General features: G+C 55.7%; 14 protein-coding genes. 3 read left to right on the forward strand and 11 right to left on the reverse strand.

The genetic code is table 11. From position 1 onward, the window contains the following. Positions 1-21 precede the first annotated feature (21 nt). Positions 22-783, reverse strand: a complete 762-nt coding sequence (locus ACQY4Z_RS22110) for a glycerophosphodiester phosphodiesterase family protein (RefSeq protein WP_428524881.1) — start codon at positions 781-783, stop codon at positions 22-24. A 53-nt stretch (positions 784-836) separates the two neighbouring features. Then, the gene (locus ACQY4Z_RS22115; RefSeq protein WP_428524883.1) at positions 837-1,304 is read right to left on the reverse strand and encodes a RidA family protein; all 468 of its coding nucleotides are present in this window, start codon (positions 1,302-1,304) and stop codon (positions 837-839) included. 260 nt (positions 1,305-1,564) lie between these two features. Here ACQY4Z_RS22115 and ACQY4Z_RS22120 point away from each other — a divergent pair, with 260 nt between their 5' ends. Then, positions 1,565-2,446 (forward strand): cell envelope integrity EipB family protein, encoded by an 882-nt coding sequence (locus tag ACQY4Z_RS22120; protein WP_428524885.1) that lies wholly within the window; start codon positions 1,565-1,567, stop codon positions 2,444-2,446. Positions 2,447-2,450: 4 nt separating this feature from the next. On the opposite strand, the gene ACQY4Z_RS22125 is transcribed toward ACQY4Z_RS22120, so the two are convergent. The 3 genes from ACQY4Z_RS22125 to ACQY4Z_RS22135 are packed head-to-tail and all read right to left on the reverse strand — an operon-like array spanning position 2,451 to position 4,708. Next, the gene (locus ACQY4Z_RS22125) at positions 2,451-3,749 is read right to left on the reverse strand and encodes a DNA polymerase IV (RefSeq protein ID WP_428524887.1); all 1,299 of its coding nucleotides are present in this window, start codon (positions 3,747-3,749) and stop codon (positions 2,451-2,453) included. Between the two features lie 28 nt (positions 3,750-3,777). Further along, a complete protein-coding gene (locus ACQY4Z_RS22130) occupies positions 3,778-4,440 on the reverse strand; it encodes a hypothetical protein (protein WP_428524889.1) in 663 nt (220 codons plus the stop codon). Beyond that, complete coding sequence (locus ACQY4Z_RS22135) at positions 4,433-4,708, reverse strand: DUF3572 domain-containing protein (RefSeq protein WP_228198244.1); 276 nt, start codon at positions 4,706-4,708, stop codon at positions 4,433-4,435. Before ACQY4Z_RS22135 ends, ACQY4Z_RS22130 begins: the two co-directional genes overlap by 8 nt. A gap of 163 nt (positions 4,709-4,871) precedes the next feature. On the opposite strand from ACQY4Z_RS22135, the gene ACQY4Z_RS22140 reads away from it, so the two are divergent. Both ACQY4Z_RS22140 and ACQY4Z_RS22145 read left to right on the forward strand, forming a co-directional pair. After that, positions 4,872-5,243, forward strand: a complete 372-nt coding sequence (locus tag ACQY4Z_RS22140) for a response regulator (RefSeq protein ID WP_133946956.1) — start codon at positions 4,872-4,874, stop codon at positions 5,241-5,243. A 576-nt stretch (positions 5,244-5,819) separates the two neighbouring features. Continuing rightward, positions 5,820-7,535, forward strand: a complete 1,716-nt coding sequence (locus tag ACQY4Z_RS22145; RefSeq protein ID WP_428524891.1) for a methyl-accepting chemotaxis protein — start codon at positions 5,820-5,822, stop codon at positions 7,533-7,535. A 128-nt stretch (positions 7,536-7,663) separates the two neighbouring features. Here the strand turns inward: ACQY4Z_RS22145 and ACQY4Z_RS22150 are convergent, their stop codons facing one another. From ACQY4Z_RS22150 to topA, 6 genes are all read right to left on the reverse strand, one after another. After that, on the reverse strand, positions 7,664-9,949 hold the full coding sequence (locus tag ACQY4Z_RS22150; RefSeq protein ID WP_428524893.1) for a hypothetical protein: 2,286 nt from the start codon (positions 9,947-9,949) through the stop codon (positions 7,664-7,666). Positions 9,950-10,489: 540 nt separating this feature from the next. After that, positions 10,490-10,657 carry a 50S ribosomal protein L33 gene (rpmG, locus tag ACQY4Z_RS22155; RefSeq protein ID WP_008192710.1) on the reverse strand — a complete coding sequence of 56 codons (168 nt, stop codon included), beginning with the start codon at positions 10,655-10,657 and terminating at the stop codon, positions 10,490-10,492. Between the two features lie 214 nt (positions 10,658-10,871). Beyond that, entirely contained in the window at positions 10,872-11,618 is a 747-nt protein-coding gene (locus ACQY4Z_RS22160) for an NUDIX hydrolase (RefSeq protein WP_428524895.1), read from the reverse strand. Then, positions 11,615-12,085, reverse strand: coding sequence for a DUF983 domain-containing protein (locus tag ACQY4Z_RS22165; RefSeq protein ID WP_306148430.1), 471 nt, complete (start codon positions 12,083-12,085; stop codon positions 11,615-11,617). The genes ACQY4Z_RS22160 and ACQY4Z_RS22165 overlap by 4 nt, the downstream gene beginning before the upstream one ends. Positions 12,086-12,090: 5 nt before the next feature. Further along, positions 12,091-14,370, reverse strand: a complete 2,280-nt coding sequence (gene rnr, locus ACQY4Z_RS22170) for a ribonuclease R (protein WP_428529643.1) — start codon at positions 14,368-14,370, stop codon at positions 12,091-12,093. Between the two features lie 62 nt (positions 14,371-14,432). Continuing rightward, on the reverse strand, positions 14,433-17,168 hold the full coding sequence (gene topA, locus ACQY4Z_RS22175) for a type I DNA topoisomerase (RefSeq protein WP_428524898.1): 2,736 nt from the start codon (positions 17,166-17,168) through the stop codon (positions 14,433-14,435). Positions 17,169-17,201: the final 33 nt, after the last annotated feature.

Raw genomic sequence — 17,201 nt, forward strand, 5'->3', positions numbered from 1 at the left:
CGTTCCTGGAATGCTGGTCCGTTATTGATCCGGATCGAAGCCCTCAAAGACGATTTGATCGGCAAACCGTTTTGCGACTTCCAACTGTCCCGGTGTCCGAACTGTCCATGTCATGATTGGGGTTCTGAAAACCTTTTTCATCATGCTGGGGCCGGGGCTCGGTAGATCGTTGACGCCATAGGAGATGAAGTGCGGGCTTGTGCGCGGAAAATGGAGCAGATGGCGCAATATGAAACGGTCCATCCGGCTGTGGCGTGTGTAGTCCGGGCCGGGGCGGGCCGCATCTGCCACGATCCCGCGGAGGACGGAGTTGTTGTGCGCCTTTGCTACAGCCAGCATGTCCGGATCAAAGGTTTTGATACAGGCTGGGCCCTTATACGCATCCACTTGATCAACAACGCGGCGTACAAAGTCGCCTTGCGCATCGCGCCGGAGCAAGGATTTGATTTCGACAACCAGCGGCACACGGCCATCCACCAGATCAAAAAGGTCCTGAAGCAACCATAGGTGATCTGTGCCGGTACGCATTTGCAGTTTGACGAGATCGGCCGAAGACCGCCCGGAAACCGGCCCGTTGCCATCTGCGAGACGGTCCAGGTTATCGTCGTGAAAGACGAGCGCTTCACCATCACTGGTCTGCTGAACGTCAACCTCAATCCCGAAGTTCTTGTCCACGGCCTGCTGGATTGCTGTTGGGGTGTTTTCAATGATGCCGTTGCTGGCATCGTGATACCCCCGGTGCGCAATCGGCCGGGCGAAAATGGCGGCAAGTTCTGGTGACATGTTAAACTGGTCCGGAATCGGCGGGGCGTTTATGGAGCCCCGCCAGAGCGGAATTAGTCCGCGATCTCGAAAATGGCTTCGATTTCAACTGCGGCGCCAAACGGAAGGGAGGCGGCGCTAACGGCGGAGCGCGCATGGCGGCCACTGTCGCCCATGGCCTCAACCAGGAAATCGGACGCGCCATTGATCACCTTCGGCTGGTCGGTGAAATCACCCGTTGAGTTCACAAAACCAACGATTTTGACCAGGCGGACCACCTTGTCCAGGTCCCCAGTCGCTGCCTTTGCCTGTGCGAGCAGATTGATCGCGCAGAGTTTTGCAGCTTTCTGGCCGTCTTCAACTTGAAGGCCTTCGCCAAGCTTGCCGGTCACGGCGATTGCACCGCTTTCCATCGGCAGCTGGCCGGAAATGAACAGCTGATTGCCTGTTTTAACAAACGGCACATAGTTGGCAGCTGGTGCGGCGGCATCTGGAAGGGTTATGCCGAGTTCAGCCAGGCGGGCTTCGGTTTTGCTGGTCATGTGTGTCCCCAATTAAAAAAGGTGAGTTGCCCGTGTCTTGGCTCAAATTGCAGAAACTGACAAGCTCATTTCCGGTAGACGGGACGGTATTTGCTCGGTACCTCGTTACTCAACAAAGTCCAATTGGCGCTTTTGTGCCCGTATTTGTGACCTACATTATCGGTGGGGCCGGGCATTCCTTGCTAGCAGTCCGGCATGAACCCGAATAAAAGACTAGAAACAAGAAATTTCCGCTCCAACGGCGGTGACGAGGAAATGTGATGCGGCGAACCGTTTCAGACCGGCCTTTTGAGACTGCTTTTCTATTGAAGTGCGCTGTGGTTGTCATTGTGGTTGTCACGTCTGGTGCCAGTGAAGCAGCTGCCAAAGTGGCGGGCATACAGCTTGCCCCGCACAGAGCTGTCTATGACATGAAGCTTGCCGATACCGAGCAGCAGTCCGGGATTGCAGGTCTCTCCGGACGCATGGTCTATGAGTTTTCAGGCAATGCTTGCGAAGGGTACAGTGTCAATTTCCGGTTTGTTACCGAGTTCCGCGATCTGAGCGGTGGCTCCCAGGTAACAGATCTTCAGACCACCTCGTTCGAGGGCCCGGATGCTGAGAGCTATCAGTTTCTGTCCAAGACCTATGTCGATCAGAAACTGGTCGAATCGAGCCGGGGACTGGCGCGGGCTGAAACAGGTTTGAAGGCGGTCGAACTGAAAGAACCGGACGAAAAGTCGTTGCAGATCGGCCAAGATGTTCAGTTTCCAACAGAGCACCTGATGAACATCGTAAAGACCGCGCAGGACGGCGGGCACTTCACCGCCAGTGATATCTACGATGGAGCTGAGACTGGCGACAAGGTCTTTGGAACCACTGCCGTCATCGGGGCCAAGGCCGTCGGCATTGTGCCTGAAATTGATGGCGAACGGCAGGACGCCTTGGATACTGTTGCATCCTGGCCGGTGACCGTCGCTTATTTCGATCCCTCCACGCAGGAAAATTCCGGCGAACAGACACCCGTCTATCAGTTGTCTTTCAGGCTGTTTGAAAACGGTGTGAGTGACAAACTTGTTTTGGATTACGGTGATTTCAAAATTGCGGGGACGATGACGGCGCTGGAACTTCGGGATCTGACCGACAAGTCTGACTGCGAGTAACCGCCTAATTGTCCTTGGCGGCTTTGCGCGCCTGTTTGGCGGCATGTGTCAAACCAAGCTCGACAGCAGAATTTCCGAATTTGCCGCGCAGTTTGTCGATGGCGAGTTCGGCCTTTTTCTTTCGTCCTGATGTTGCGTCGAGCAGGTCCTCCGGATCTGCTTGAGAGGCATCTGAGAGGTAGTTGACCCCAATGCCGATCAGACGGAAGCGGCGCCCATCGGTTTCCGCCTCCAAGAGGGCAACACCTGCATCAAATATCTTGTCCGCGAGCTGTGTCGGATCCGTCAGATGCCTCGCGCGCGTGATCGTCTTGAACTCCGAGGTCTTGAGCTTGAGTGTGACGCCGCGTCCGGCAATCTCCGACTTTTTCAAGCGGAACGACACCTTTTCAGACAAGTCTCGCAAAATCGGTTTCAGGACATTGTAGTCCGATATGTCTGTGCGGAACGTGGTTTCGGTGGAAACGCTTTTCGCACCGCGCGAGGGGGTCACATCACGGCTGTCGTGGCCGTGGGAGAGGCGCGCTAAGCGCAACCCGATAGAGCCATACCTGCGCGCCAATGTGTTGGCATCCATCGTTTGTAGCTGGCCAATCGTTCGGATGCCGTCGCGGTCGAGTTTCTTTTGGAAGACTTTCCCAACGCCCCAAATCTTGCCGACGGGCATGGGGGCAAGGCGCTGTTCCGCTTCTGCTGCGCCAATCACGGAAAATCCCCTTGGCTTTTCCAAATCCGAGGCGAGTTTTGCGAGAAACTTGTTCGGCGCAAGGCCGACACTTGCCGAAATGCCGATATCAGCTTCAATGTCCCGGATGAACTTGGCAAGAGTTTCCGCAGCGCTGGCATTGTGGAGGCGTTCTGTGCCCGTGAGGTCAAGAAAAGCCTCATCAATCGACAAGGGTTCGACCAGCGGCGTCAAGGCTTGCATGCGGCTGCGGATTTCCTTGCCGACCTTGGAGTATTTTTCCATGTTGGGTTTGATCACCACGGCCTCAGGACACGCTTCCATAGCCTTGAACATCGGCATGGCGGAGCGAACGCCGGAAATACGAGCGATGTAACAACAGGTGGATACGACACCCCGCTGACCGCCGCCGATGATCACGGGCTTGTCCTGGATTTCCGGATTATCCCGTTTTTCAACCGAGGCGTAAAACGCGTCGCAGTCGATATGGGCGATCGATAACGTGTCGAGCTCCGGGTGCGCTAAAAGCCGTGGGCTGCCGCAAGACGGGCAACGGCTTACATGCTGCGGCGCGCGCGCGCCGCAATCCCGGCATAGGGCTTTGGGCTCTTCTGTCATAGGCTCGTACCGGACTTCAAAACCAGCCCTAAAGAATAGACCTGATGAACCGGCTTGTCTCGCGCCAGTCACCGGAGAGTAGGTCTATATGAGGTTCCGGTTCAACCGAGCTCAGGAAGCGTTGATCGGCAATGAATTGGATCTGGACAGAGGCGGGCAGGGATGCCTGAACAGACCGGTGATTGGTCGGACTGTCATCAATGAATACAACGGGATGGGCGCGTCCGCCGGCAAGGGCGGCAACAGCACCGCCCTTTGGCCCGGAGTTTGTCAGCACGGGATAGGGGATCCCCATACCTCTCAGCAGTGTTTCCCGCACAGGCTTGTTGTGGGAGCCGGGTAGATTGGTCAACAGGACGATGTCCCACTGGTCTGTGAGCTCGGCAAGCGCGGTGTTTGCGTCCGGAACCATGACCTGCTGATGGCTGACCTCATCGAAGAAGGCGATCAAATGCCTCTTGACCTGATCCGGCGGAACCGGTGTCCCATCCTCAGTATGCGCGATGTTACCGGTCAGCCGATAGGAGTGGTTGAGGAAGTGCATGCCCTTGTTGTTCAAGTACTCCTCCAGATGCAAGATCATATGAAGGATGACTTCATCGACATCGCAGATGATCAAAGGGCTGTCTGAAGCTGGCAGGCTTTGAATTTGTGCAAGGACTTCCGGAAGCACAGGGGTTGGTTCAGGCATCGTACTCGGGACCTCCGGCCAAGGCGTAGCGGGCGGCAGCCATCATCGTCGGGCGGAGGCCGGCATTTTCGCAAAAGGCAAGAAGAAGAGCTTCGTCCATCATGTAAAATTCAAGGACGCCAGCCAGGAACCCAGGCTCGCTCGCAGCGTCCCGGATTTGGTCCGGACCAATGCCGGAAAAGGCTAAAAACCGGCCGACCTGTTCAGGGTCTTGGCTGAGCTGCACAAGGGCTTGCGTCGCAATTCCCTGAGCTTCTTCAACACTCAATGATTTTCCTTGCACATTTTTCATTGTGTTTTTTTGCCTTTCTGAAACGATTCCGGGTTAGAAGAGTTGTAATGCGACCCGGGGATGGGTTCCACAAGGGATAAGACGACTTCGCGTCAAAAAAGAGTAGGACCGGCTTCAGCCGGCGAAGGGCCTGAAATATATGGCGAAAACCGTGTTGATCGTGGAAGATAACGAGTTGAACATGAAGTTGTTTCATGACCTGCTCGAGGCACACGGTTTTGATACGCTTCAAACAAGAACCGGCATTGAAGCATTAAAACTGGCGCGCGAAAACCGGCCTGATCTTATCCTCATGGATATTCAGCTGCCCGAAGTCTCGGGCCTTGAGGTTACCAAGTGGATCAAGGAAGACGAGAGTATTTCGTCGATTCCAGTTGTTGCAGTCACTGCTTTTGCCATGAAGGGGGATGAAGAGCGTATCCGCCAAGGTGGCTGTGAAGCCTACATATCCAAGCCAATATCGGTTTCCAAATTCCTGGAAACGGTCAAGTCGTTCCTTGGTGAGCCTTAAGCCGGCAAAGAATCGCTCCATTCAGTGGATTGCCTCTCTGTCTGGTTGCGCTCTGTGACATTCTCATTCGAAAAAACGACTAGGTCTTTCGTCTGTAATGGTTTGCCGAAAATCACGTTAAGGTTACGCATTAATTAAAATCCTCATCTTTCTGTGTGCTTTCCACGGAAAATATTGCAATTGAACAGCAATGAGATAGTGTAAGTTTTGTTAGGTTTCGGCCTGACAACCGTTTGTCTTGCATGATTTTCGCAGCAAACGTGTTCAGTTTCCCCTCGGGATTGCTCAGGTCCGCCGCATCTCCTGGGTCCGTGGGGTAGGTCGGCAGGGAACCGGTCGAAGAGTGGCCTCCTCGAATACCGTGTTCCCGCCGACCACTAACTATCTGAAACTACTCTCAAATATTAGCCTGACCATGAGCGAGGGCTTAAAAAATGTACGCGTCAGCTGAGTCGGCTTCTCAGAATATTTTACTAATGTGCGAACGCTACTCCGCAACTTTTACGATGTATGTGATTATACTATCTTTAACCTTGCGGAAGCTATGATCGGCCCCAGTTTTTCTAGGGGTGGAATATGATCAAACGACTTTCTTCACTGAGCGTCACTGCGTCCCTTGCATTGGCGAGTGCCGCATTGCTCACACTTTCCATGCTCGTTGTTGGTGGCATCGTCTATCAGGTGGCGGCAAATCAAGCAGAACAGACTGCAGTGACCAAGCAGGATGCCAATCTACGCGTCGCTGCAACCATCATGGCGCGGGATATTGAAGGCACAAAGGTGTCCTGGAGAGGGGACGGCGACGTTCAACGTATTGTGCTTGCTGAAATTCCCGAATTCGCCAATCACAACATGATTGATGAAATCGGGCGTATGACCGGTGAAACCGCGACTGTGTTCGCATGGGAAGCCGATAGCCAGGATTTCTGGCGCAAGTCGACGAACATCATCAAGGGCGACGGCAATCGTGCTGTCGGGACGCCTCTGGGCAAGAAGGGTGCAGTTTACCCTGTTGTGACCAAAGGGGAAACATTCCATGGCCAGGCGACCATCTTGGGCAAAGACTACTACACTGTCTATGAGCCGATCTTCACGCCGGGCGGCAACATCATTGGTATTCTTTATGCAGGTGTCGAGAAAGCGGCCGTTCAGGCCAATGTCAGCGAGATCATGTCGCGCTTCACCATGCTCGCACTGCCGGTGGTCCTGATTGCGCTTGGTCTCCTGGTGTTCCTAATTCAGCGCCAATTGCGGCCTGTCACGGAGCTTGCCTCTGTGACCGAGCAAATCGCGGAAGACAACCTGACGATCGATATTCCGTTCGCGGACCGCACTGATCAGATTGGGATCCTTGCAAATGCTCTGTCCACACTGCGCAATAAGGCGGAAGAGCGCGCCGTGTTGAGCAGTCAGCGCGAACAGTCGGAAGCTGAGGCGGCCGGCCGGCAGGACCGTATGAAGTCCATGATTGCCCAGTTTAGGGGCAACATCTCCGGGGTTCTTGATCAGGTCGGCGATACGGTCGGTCAGTTGGATGCAACGGCCACCACATTGTCTGAGGTTTCCCAGACGAGTGCGACACGGGCTGACGAAACCCAGACGTCCTGTCAGGACACGACCTTGAGCGTCCAAACGGTTGCAAGCGCTGCAGAAGAGCTCTCCGCGTCGATCACAGAGATTTCTCGACAGGTGTCCGAAACCACGCAAATTGTGGAGCGGGCAACTGAGGGCACACGCTCAACCAACGTGAAGGTTGAGGGACTGGCCGAATCTGCGACCAAGATTGGCGAAGTGGTTACGCTCATCCAGGCAATTGCCGAACAGACAAACCTCCTTGCATTGAATGCGACCATCGAGGCGGCCCGTGCGGGCGAAGCTGGCAAGGGATTTGCCGTTGTTGCGGCAGAAGTGAAAGAGCTCGCCACGCAGACTTCCAAGGCCACGGAAGAGATCAGTGCTCAGATCACCGCAATCCAGGATGCGACCCAGGATTCTGCCAAATCGATTGCGGAAATCACGTCGATCATGGAGGAGGTGAATTCCTACACCGGGAACATCGCGGGGTCCGTTCATGAGCAAGGTGCCGCGACCAGCGAGATCACCCAAAATGCGCAGAAAGCCGCCCAGGGCACCGAATTCGTTTCGTCGAACATGACCAACCTGTCCGGCGCGGTGCAGCATACCTTGGGCTCTGCAAATGACGTTCTGCAGTCAGCAGGTGATCTGGCCAAACGGACGGATCAGTTGAAAACGGAGATTGAGCAGTTCCTGGCCAATGTAGAAGCGGCCTAAACGACCTTTCACATATGAAAAAAAAACCCGCCGGAAACGGCGGGTTTTTTTTGGTCGAGCAAAGATACTACCCCATTTCGGTCCGACCGTGTAAGGACTTCTCAAGCGCTTCGAACGCCCTTAGGCAGTTACCCATAGTTGGCGAAAAAAGCGTCGCCTTCTTTGGTGAAACCTAGCGACTCGATAGCGTTTTGCTCTTCTGCATCGCTTGCTGTGAAAAGATGCTTGCCGGTTTCCGTGTTGTAGAGGCGGGCAACGTTTTCCATGTTATCGTCGATCGTGACCGTGTAGACGTACATAGCGACCCCTTCATAAGCATAACCTGGAAGATCGGCTTCAATCCTGGCTTTTTCGTTGTCGCTCGTTGTGAAGAAGTGATGGGTTGTTTGCTGATTGTAGAACCGGTGCAGTGCTGTGCCGTCAATTGATGTTGCTGTTGTTGTAAAGGCGACGCCTTCGAGCTGGAAGTGGTCCAGATTGGCAAGAATGCTGTCCCGTTCTTCAGTTGACGCTGTGTAGAAGTGACTGTCTTGCATGGTGTTGTAGAAACGGAAGACTTGCCCGTTGCCACTGATCAAATCGGACAGCTCTGCCGACAATTTCTGAACGGCGTTATCAATCATCGTGTCAAGTTCGGCCTCGGAGAGTGAGCCCCCGTTTGCGCTTACCAATGCCTGATATTGAGCATCGGAAATGCTGTTCAGCGCGTTGGTCAAAACCTCTCTGATCTGGTCGTGACTGAAGGTTTCATCGGCGCCTTCGGACATCTTGAGACTCGAAAGAAAATCAGAAAACGCCTGCTCGAACATGGTGCCGATTTCATTGCCAAAGATGGTCGTGAAGACCGTATCGACCTTCCTGAGAACCTCGTCTCGACCGGCTGCTTCAATCGCATCGTCCAAGACCGTCGCCACACCCGTTTGAATGTCTACGTCCTCTTGATCGTCGTTTGAGAGACCTTTGGTCAGGTCGATTTTCACCTGGTTCGGGCTGCCGGGTGTTCCTCTGTTACCTCGGGCCGCTTTTTCTATGAGGTCGACAGCGGACGTCCAATCCGTGACGGTGTGAGTAATCAATTCTGAAAAACTTGCGCCAGAAACATTATCATTCACCCATGCCAAATCGGCATTTGGCACGTTTTTCAATGCTTGAATCAAAATGCCTTTTACGTCCGCAGTGCTATAGCCGTCTGCACCCGTTGCGCCCGCGGCAAAGCTGTCAGCAAGTGCCTTTTGAACGGCAGATTCTTGCGCGCTGCTCATCAGGCCATCGCCGTTTGGGTGTTGTTTGTCCAGCGCCTCAACGAAAGCCTTGCTTACGTCTTCAAGTCTGTTTTTGCCGTTGAGTGCGCTCAGATCCGCAGCCAAGCCTGTCAGGTCCTCCTCTGTCAATTCCGCGCCGACAGTCTCGATGACTTTGTCGCTCTTGGCCTGATTTGTGAATTCAAGCGTAGCCGTCTGAGCGACTGACTTTCCAAGAGCCTCGATAGCTGTCTTACGTTCCGATACCGAGTTGCCGTCAAAGGTATCAAAGATCAAATTGAAATCAGAAACGTATTCTGCCTTCAAACTGTAGGATGCCGGGTCACCTGACACTGTCGCAACCGTTGCGGCAAATTTGTCCAGGATGAGTTGGGCAAGACCCGCGGCATTTTCCGGCAGCTCGCTTTCAGCGCTACCGTTAAACGCGGTTGTGTAGGCTTGCGTGATTGCCTCATTGGCCGAGACTCCGAAAATGTATGCAATGCGGCCTGCTGCAGCATTCACGGCATCATTGCCGTCGATATTAAAGGTATCCCGAATGGCATTCTCAACGGATGCCTCCAATTGTTGGATCGCATCGGTTGGTGCTGATTGGTTGGTCTGGCCAGTTGTTACAGCTTGAAAGGCTTCGCTGAGTGCCAACTCCAAATTGGCATCCTCATCCGGACCGATGCCGCCAATGAAGTTGAGAATATCCGTTGTTGCGGCCAGTTGATCGGCAAAACTTGGCAAGTCTTTGAGAGGAGCCAGGGCCGTTGCAAGCGTTCCACTCATATCGCCTGTACCGAAGTATGCGTTCGCAAGCGCAACTGCCTCGTCTGGGGCGTTGGCGTAGCTCATGTCAGTCACAAGGCCGACTACCAGTGCGAATTCATCAAAGGTGATGATGTTTCCCGGCGCAGTGACGCCGTCGAGGGCGGATTTTATCTCGGATTTTCCAGCTGTTACGAAGCTGGAGGTTACACTCGTTCCAGTGCTCAAGGCATCGTCCAAACGATGAGCGAGGAATGTCGCTAGAACGTCGCTGCTGATGCCAGCATTCAGTCCGGAAGTGAGCGATTGTGCGATCGCATCACCAATAGCCTGATCATCGGCGTCAAGTGTGTTGTAAACCTCAGACCCAAAAATCTGCACTTGGAACGGCAAAGCCATCTTCGACTCCCAAAATTTCTACTGAAAGATGTGGCCTTGTGACAGATCTAAATCTGCAGAGTCAATAAATAAGCATTTGATTTATATAATAAAAATTAGTCTTCACCTTTACTCTGGGTGAGTTATTTTGTTCATGAAGTCTCGATTGTTTTCGCGCTTGCAATTTTAAATGTATAGTAAAAAATAACGATAAAACTGACATATTTATGCTGTTGTATTTACGTGAAAAATGTCGCCAGAAAGCCGAAAATTCTTCCGGATACGTCAGAAAAGCGATAGCAATTTCAGTGCAAGCTCGGGCTATTTGCCTTGAGCATTTTGAATGGTGAGCTGGTCCGTTTGAGAAAAAGCGGCAGGAGGCCGCAACTGAGACCGTGCCAGGAGTGAGCCCATTGAACGAATGGGCCGCGGGGCCATGGAACGAACGTCGTTTACTTCTTTCGTTGGTTCCGAACACTCATAGCGCTGGGAAAATCGAAACTTGCCCAACAAAAAACCCGCCATTTCCGGCGGGTTTTTTAGCTTTCGGAACGCCGAAGATTACTTGATCTTGGCTTCCTTGAACTCAACGTGCTTCTTGGCAACCGGGTCGTACTTCCGCTTGACCATTTTCTCGGTCATGGTGCGGGAGTTCTTCTTGGTGACATAGAAGAAGCCGGTGTCCGCCGTGGACAGAAGCTTGATTTTGATTGTTGTCGCCTTGGCCATAGCCTTGGATCCTGTTCTCGGTTATCGGGCAAAGGGTTCTTATGGCCAGATGGGCTGGCGGTGAATCTGCCCCAATGTCTGAAATCAGCGCGCAAACTACTCATCACGGCGGGAAAGTCAAGTGTTGCCTGAGGTCCCGGAGAGTTTTGCCGGAGAAAAAAGTTAGGTTTCTTCCGGTGCCCGCGCCCTAAGGGAATGTTTCGTGGGCCGCGCGCTAAAGCATCTCTTTTTCAAAGCGGCCTTTTTTGAAGAAGTAATAAGGTACCGGGGTCTCCGGGGAGAGGTCCGGATCCTGCCGCAGCCGGGTCTCGAGATCCTCAAGGATCTTTGTGGTGATGAGCGGCAGCTCCTTTTGCCGCGCCTCGTCAAAGGTCAACCAGGCGCAGTCTTCCAATTCACCAGACGGGCCGTGTCCGCCCGGCAACTTGTCGGCAATCGCATCGGCCCAGATGGCCAGGAACCGCGTGTCAAAGCGGCGTGGGCGCTGAGGTGGGGTAATTGCCCGGGCGATCATGCGCATGCCGCCAAGGTCCGGCTGGACATGGCGTTCCGCGAAGGCCTCAAATCCGGTCCCCAAACGCAGTTGTTCCGCCTCAGCCTTGCGGCCGATAAAAATGCCGGCTTCTTCGTAGGTCTCCCGGATGGCGGCAAGCGCAAAGGCGCGCACGCGCGCAGCCGTTTTCGAATTCTTCAGACCCTCGGATAGACGGGCTTCAACCTGCGGATGGTACGGCAGAACGTTTGAGATGCGGGAATCACTCGGATCGACCCGGCCGCCTGGAAACACGAATTTCCCGGGCATGAAGGTGTGCCGCATATGTCGGCGGCCCATCAGCAATTTGACATTACCAGAGCCGGAGCGATCAAGGATCAGAAGCGTCGCGGCATCTTTGGGGCGAATATAGGGGTGATTTCCGGCTTGCTCGTCTTTGTCCAATTTTTCTTTAAAAGAATCGCTCATCTTGGGCTTTCAAGGTGGGGGGATGCAGCGGGCAGGTCATCTTCTGCATCCGGATCAAATCCATGCATGTAGAACGCCCACTGTAGCCCCACCAAAGCACCCTTGATAGGTCGCATTAGGGCTAAAGACAAAATGATGGTCAGCGGGATCCAGATGGCCATGTGGATCCAGAGCTCTGGCCGCCACATCATTTCTACGATCAAGAGGCCCGGGATGATGATGTGGCCAACGATCGTGATCGTGAAATAGGGCGGGGCATCGTCCGCGCGCTGATGGTGGAACTCCTCGCCGCAGTTGCTGCAAGCATTCTGAGTTGCCAGAAATCCATCAAAAAGCCGGCCTTTGCCACAACACATGCAGCGGCCCATGGCGCCGCGCATCATTGCCTGCATGAGAGGACGTTTGGGTTTTTCCGGCGCTTCGTCGATGGTCTCCTCAACGCCGTTCAATTCATACCGGACCGTCACTTTACCTACCTTCGGGTCTTTTTCCGCGGAGCGGCCTTGCCCTTCGGGCCCTTGGGGCCGCCCTTCGCGCTGCCACGTGCGCCTCCCGTCGGAGGACCGCGCCGTGCCTTCGGCATCGGCTTGCGGATCGCCTTTCCGGCAATCCGTCCGTGGCTCACAACTTCAAACGTCAGAGAGCCGGCGAATGGAGCTGCGTCCACAAGCCGGACTTCGACCTGATCCCCAAGTTGGTAGGTTTCGCCGGTTTTGTCACCTATCAGGGCGTGCGACGCTTCGTCGTAGCGGTAATAATCGAGGCCGATGGTGGAGGCGGGCACGAACCCGTCTGCGCCCGTGTCCTCCAAGCGGATAAACATGCCGGATTTGACCACACCGGCGATCCGGCCCTGGAACGTGGCACCAACCTGATCGCTCATCCAAAGGGCAATCAGCCGGTCGATCGTATCGCGTTCTGCGAGCATGGCCCGGCGCTCGGCTCCGGAAATCTCGCCGCCGATTGCCTCCAGTTTGCTCTCAATGCCTTCCGGCAAACCGTCCTTGCCGAGCCCAAGCGCCGAGATCAGGCCCCGGTGGACAATGAGGTCGGCATAGCGGCGGATAGGTGAGGTGAAATGGGCATAGCGGCGCAAGTTGAGACCGAAGTGGCCGATGTTTTGCGGCGTATATTCCGCCTGAGCCTGGCTCCGTAGGACGATTTCATTGACCAGATGTGCCTGCGGTGTGTCCTTGACCTTCTTCAAAATGCCATTGAACACGGATGGCCGCAGACCGCCGGAAGAGGGCAGCTTCATGTCGATGGTCGACAGGAATTCTTTCAGGTTCTCCAGCTTCTCCGGCGTTGAAGCGTCGTGCACCCTATAGAGCAGGGGCGTCTTTTTCTTTTCCAACGTTTCGGCAGCCGCAACGTTTGCCTGGATCATGAATTCTTCGATCAGCTTGTGCGCATCAAGACGCTCAGGCACGTAGACATGGTCAACGGTGCCGTCTTCCTTCAGTTTGATCTTGCGTTCCGGCAAATCCAGTTCCAGCGGCTCGCGCGCTTCCCGGCCTTTTTGAAGAACGGCATAGGCGGCCCAGAGCGGTTTTAGAACGCCGTCCAGCAGCGTTTCCGTCTTCTCGTCTGTAACACCGTCAATCGCCTTTTGTGCCTGGATGTAGGAGAGCTTTGCCGCCGAACGCATGAGCACGCGGTGGAAGGTGTGGCTGATCTTGCGGCCGGTTTTGTCGAAGACCATGCGCACGCCCATCGCCGGCTTGTCTTCCTTTTCGCGCAAGGAACACAGCTGGTTGGAAATGCGCTCCGGCAACATAGGGATGACCCTGTCCGGGAAATACACCGAATTGCCGCGCAAGTTCGCTTCCCGGTCCATGGGAGAGCCGGGTGTCACGTAATGGGCGACGTCGGCAATCGCCACATAGGCAACATAACCGCCTTCATTGTCCGGATCCTCGTCCGGCTCGGCATAGACCGCGTCGTCGTGGTCCTTGGCATCGGGCGGATCGATGGTGATCAGCGGGATCTGCCGCCAATCCTCGCGCTGTCCAAGCTTTTCAACCGGCTTGGCGCTTTCTGCCTGGGCTTCCACCGCATCCGGGAAGACATGCGGGATACCATGGGAGTGCAGCGCGATTTCAGAGACCGCTTTTTCGGAGTTCATCGAGCCGAAGCGTTCCACGATCGCAGCGCGCGGATGACCATATTTTCCGGAGCGTGAGATCTGCACGCTGACGAGATCGCCGTCTTCGGCTTCCTTCATCTCTGCCGGATCGACATCCAGCTCGCGTTGCTTGCGGTCGATGGGCTCCAGGTAGGGCGGGCGGTTGCCGTCCCGCTTTCTGAGGATGCCCAGGATCGCGCCCTGGCGTTTTTCCAGAACGCGGATTACCCGTGCGGTGAACTCGGCTTCCGAACCGCTGACGCCTTCGGTCAGACGGATCAGCGCCCTGTCGCCAAGGCCGGGCTGAGTGTTCTTTGTTTTACCCGCCAGGATCAGAATGTGCGGTGGATTGCCGGCCTCATCGTCCCAGTCCACCGGTGTGCCAAGCAAGTCGCCATCGGATGTGCGGGCAATCGTGTTTGCCACGAACACAGGTGGCAGGTCGCCCGGCCGGATCATGCGCTTGTTGCGCTTTTCAATGAGACCGTCTTCGGCCAGATCCTTGAGGATCTTTTTCAAGTGGATCCGCGCACCACCGATGATGCCGAAATGGCGGGCGATTTCCCGCTTGCCCGCACGGCCCGGATTGTCGGCGACAAAGGCCAGGATGTCCTCGCGGGAGGGCATGTCCCCTGGCACTTTGGCGTGTTTGCGTTTTGTGTGTTTGCGCGTGTTAATGCGTTTTGCGCTCAAGAGGGATCGTCCCAGGGCACCTCTTCAGACGATGCGTCCACCTTGGCCTTTGCCGCGGATTTTGCCGTTGTCTTCTTGGCTGCCGTTTTCTTGGCTGCAGGCTTCTTGGCGGTGGTCTTTTCCTCACCGTCCTTGGCCGCTGCCTTTTTGGTTGTTGTCTTTTTCGCCGTGGTTTTCTTGGCGGCCGCCTTTTTCTTGGTGCCGCCCTTGGCCGCCTTGGCCGCGATCAGTTCCACAGCCTGTTCCATCGTCACCGCTTCCGGAGCGGTGTCCTTCGGCAGCGTCGCATTCACCTTGCCGTGCTTGACGTAAGGCCCATAGCGGCCATCATAAACGTTGACCGGTCCACCTTCGGTCGGATGCTCGCCAAGTTCTTTCAGCGGCGTTGCTGCGGCACCCCGGCGTCCGCCACCTTTGGCGCGCTTTTCTGCCAGGGCATCGACCGCGCGGTTGATGCCGACGGAAAACACCTCGTCCGGCGAGGAGAGGTTCGCATAGGTGCCGTCATGCAACACGAATGGGCCATAGCGTCCGAGACCGGCCGTGATCATCTTGCCGTCTTCCGGATGCTCGCCGACCTCCCGTGGCAGCGACAGCAGCTGCAAGGCCTTTTCAAGATCCATGTCCGCGGCCGACCAGCCTTTGGGCAATGAAGAGCGTTTCGGCTTGGCTTCATTACCGAGCTGAACATAGGGGCCAAAGCGGCCGGTGCGTAGCGAGACTTCCAAGCCGGTTTCCGGATCTTCGCCGAACACCTTCGGGCCGTCATCGGCTTCGCCGTCTTCGCCGTTCGGCTTGCCGAGCTGGCGGGTGTAGCCGCATTCCGGATAGTTTTCACAGCCGATGAAAGCGCCCCAGCGGCTGACTTTGAGCGACAGCCTTCCTGTGTCACAGGCCGGGCACTTTCGGGCATCGGAGCCGTCTTCCTTTTCCGGGAAGATGTGGGGCCCGAGCAGTTCATTCAGTGCATCGATGACTTCCGCAACGCGCAGATCCTTGATCTCGTCAACGGAGCCTGAGAAGGCCGTCCAGAAGTCCTTGAGAACATCCAACCAGGACAATTCGCCTGCGGAAATCTTGTCGAGCTGTTCTTCCAGGCTCGCTGTAAAATCAAACTCGATGTAGCGCTGGAAGAAGCTTTCTAGGAACGCGGTGACGATCCGGCCCTTGTCCTGCGGCACCAGCTGCTTTTTCTCTAGCTCCACATACTCGCGGTCGCGCAGGGTCTGGAGCGTTGAGGCATAGGTGGACGGACGGCCAATGCCGAGCTCTTCCATCTTTTTCACCAGGCTCGCCTCGGTGTAGCGCGGCGGCGGGGTGGTGAAGTGCTGAGAGGATTCAATCGGCTCTGCGGTACCGTCGACGGAAGTCGCGGTCAGCGCCGCGCCCTGATCAACAGCCGGCAAGCGCTTGGAACCTTCATCATCATCATCGTCGCGGCTCTCCTGATAAAGCGCCAGGAAACCATCGAAGCGGACAACTGAGCCGGTCGCGCGCAGATTTGCACGCTTGCCGGAGCCGTCCGCAAGAATTTCAATCGTGGTGCGCTCAAGAACGGCCGATTCCATTTGGGAGGCCATGGTCCGCTTCCAGATCAGCTCATAGAGCTTGGCCTGATCCTGGTCGAGGAACGCCGCGACATCTTTGGGGCGGCGGGCGAGATCGGTCGGGCGGATTGCCTCGTGGGCCTCCTGCGCGTTCTTGGCCTTGGAGGAGTAGGCGCGCGGCTTCTCCGGAACGTATTTGTCGCCAAAATCCTGTCCGATGACCGAGCGGGCCGCGGCAATCGCTTCGCCTGCAATCGAGACGCCGTCGGTACGCATGTAGGTGATGAGGCCCGACGTCTCGCCGCCGATTGAAATGCCTTCGTAGAGCTTTTGAGCCACCTGCATGGTGCGCGAGGCCGAGAACCCGAGTTTGCGCGAGGCTTCCTGCTGCAGGGTCGAGGTGGTGAAGGGCGCGGCCGGATTGCGCTTGGCCGGTTTGGAGGCAACGCTGTCAACCTTGAAGCTGGCACTTTCCAGCATGGTCTTGATGGCGCCGGCTTCGTCACCTGTCTTGATGTCAAGGCGGCCGATCTTCTTGCCGTCAAAGCCGGTGAGACCTGCCTGGAATACGTCGCCGGCCGGTGTCTTCATCCCGGCAAAAATCGACCAGTATTCCTGAGGCCTAAAGGTCTCGATCTCCATTTCCCGGTCGCAGATGAGGCGCAGCGCCACGGACTGCACACGGCCGGCAGAACGGGCGCCCGGCAGCTTGCGCCAGAGAACAGGAGACAAGGTAAAGCCGACCAGATAATCGAGCGCACGGCGGGCGAGGTAAGCGTCGACAAGCGGCGTGTCCAGCTGGCGCGGGTTGTCCATCGCTTCAAGGATCGCCTTCTTGGTGATCGCGTTGAACACCACCCGCTCGATCTGTTTGTCTTTCAAAACGCGCTTCTTCTGGAGAACTTCCAGAACGTGCCACGAAATCGCTTCCCCTTCGCGGTCGGGGTCAGTTGCGAGTATGAGGCGGTCGGCATCCTTGACCGCGCTGGCGATTTCGCTCAGCCGCTTCTGAGACTTGCTATCGACCTGCCAGCTCATGGCGAAGTCTTCGTCGGGTTTGACCGAACCGTCTTTAGGGGGCAGATCCCGCACATGACCATAAGAGGCCAGAACGGTGTAATCCGAGCCCAGATACTTGTTGATCGTCTTGGCTTTCGCCGGCGATTCCACAATGACGACGTTCATTCTTACCCAAATTTTTTGTGCCGGGACGGAGGA

This window comes from Roseibium sp., assembly GCF_965276855.1.
GTDB lineage: Bacteria > Pseudomonadota > Alphaproteobacteria > Rhizobiales > Stappiaceae > Roseibium.

What these genes read in the sequence shown, in the direction of transcription:
- ACQY4Z_RS22110 (WP_428524881.1), bottom strand. Translation starts at nt 783, where the DNA reads ATGTCACCAGAACTTGCCGCCATTTTCGCCCGGCCGATTGCGCACCGG.
- ACQY4Z_RS22115 (WP_428524883.1), bottom strand. Translation starts at nt 1,304, where the DNA reads ATGACCAGCAAAACCGAAGCCCGCCTGGCTGAACTCGGCATAACCCTT.
- ACQY4Z_RS22120 (WP_428524885.1), top strand. Translation starts at nt 1,565, where the DNA reads ATGCGGCGAACCGTTTCAGACCGGCCTTTTGAGACTGCTTTTCTATTG.
- ACQY4Z_RS22125 (WP_428524887.1), bottom strand. Translation starts at nt 3,749, where the DNA reads ATGACAGAAGAGCCCAAAGCCCTATGCCGGGATTGCGGCGCGCGCGCG.
- ACQY4Z_RS22130 (WP_428524889.1), bottom strand. Translation starts at nt 4,440, where the DNA reads ATGCCTGAACCAACCCCTGTGCTTCCGGAAGTCCTTGCACAAATTCAA.
- ACQY4Z_RS22140 (WP_133946956.1), top strand. Translation starts at nt 4,872, where the DNA reads ATGGCGAAAACCGTGTTGATCGTGGAAGATAACGAGTTGAACATGAAG.
- ACQY4Z_RS22145 (WP_428524891.1), top strand. Translation starts at nt 5,820, where the DNA reads ATGATCAAACGACTTTCTTCACTGAGCGTCACTGCGTCCCTTGCATTG.
- ACQY4Z_RS22150 (WP_428524893.1), bottom strand. Translation starts at nt 9,949, where the DNA reads ATGGCTTTGCCGTTCCAAGTGCAGATTTTTGGGTCTGAGGTTTACAAC.
- rpmG (WP_008192710.1), bottom strand. Translation starts at nt 10,657, where the DNA reads ATGGCCAAGGCGACAACAATCAAAATCAAGCTTCTGTCCACGGCGGAC.
- ACQY4Z_RS22160 (WP_428524895.1), bottom strand. Translation starts at nt 11,618, where the DNA reads ATGAGCGATTCTTTTAAAGAAAAATTGGACAAAGACGAGCAAGCCGGA.
- rnr (WP_428529643.1), bottom strand. Translation starts at nt 14,370, where the DNA reads ATGCCCTCCCGCGAGGACATCCTGGCCTTTGTCGCCGACAATCCGGGC.
- topA (WP_428524898.1), bottom strand. Translation starts at nt 17,168, where the DNA reads ATGAACGTCGTCATTGTGGAATCGCCGGCGAAAGCCAAGACGATCAAC.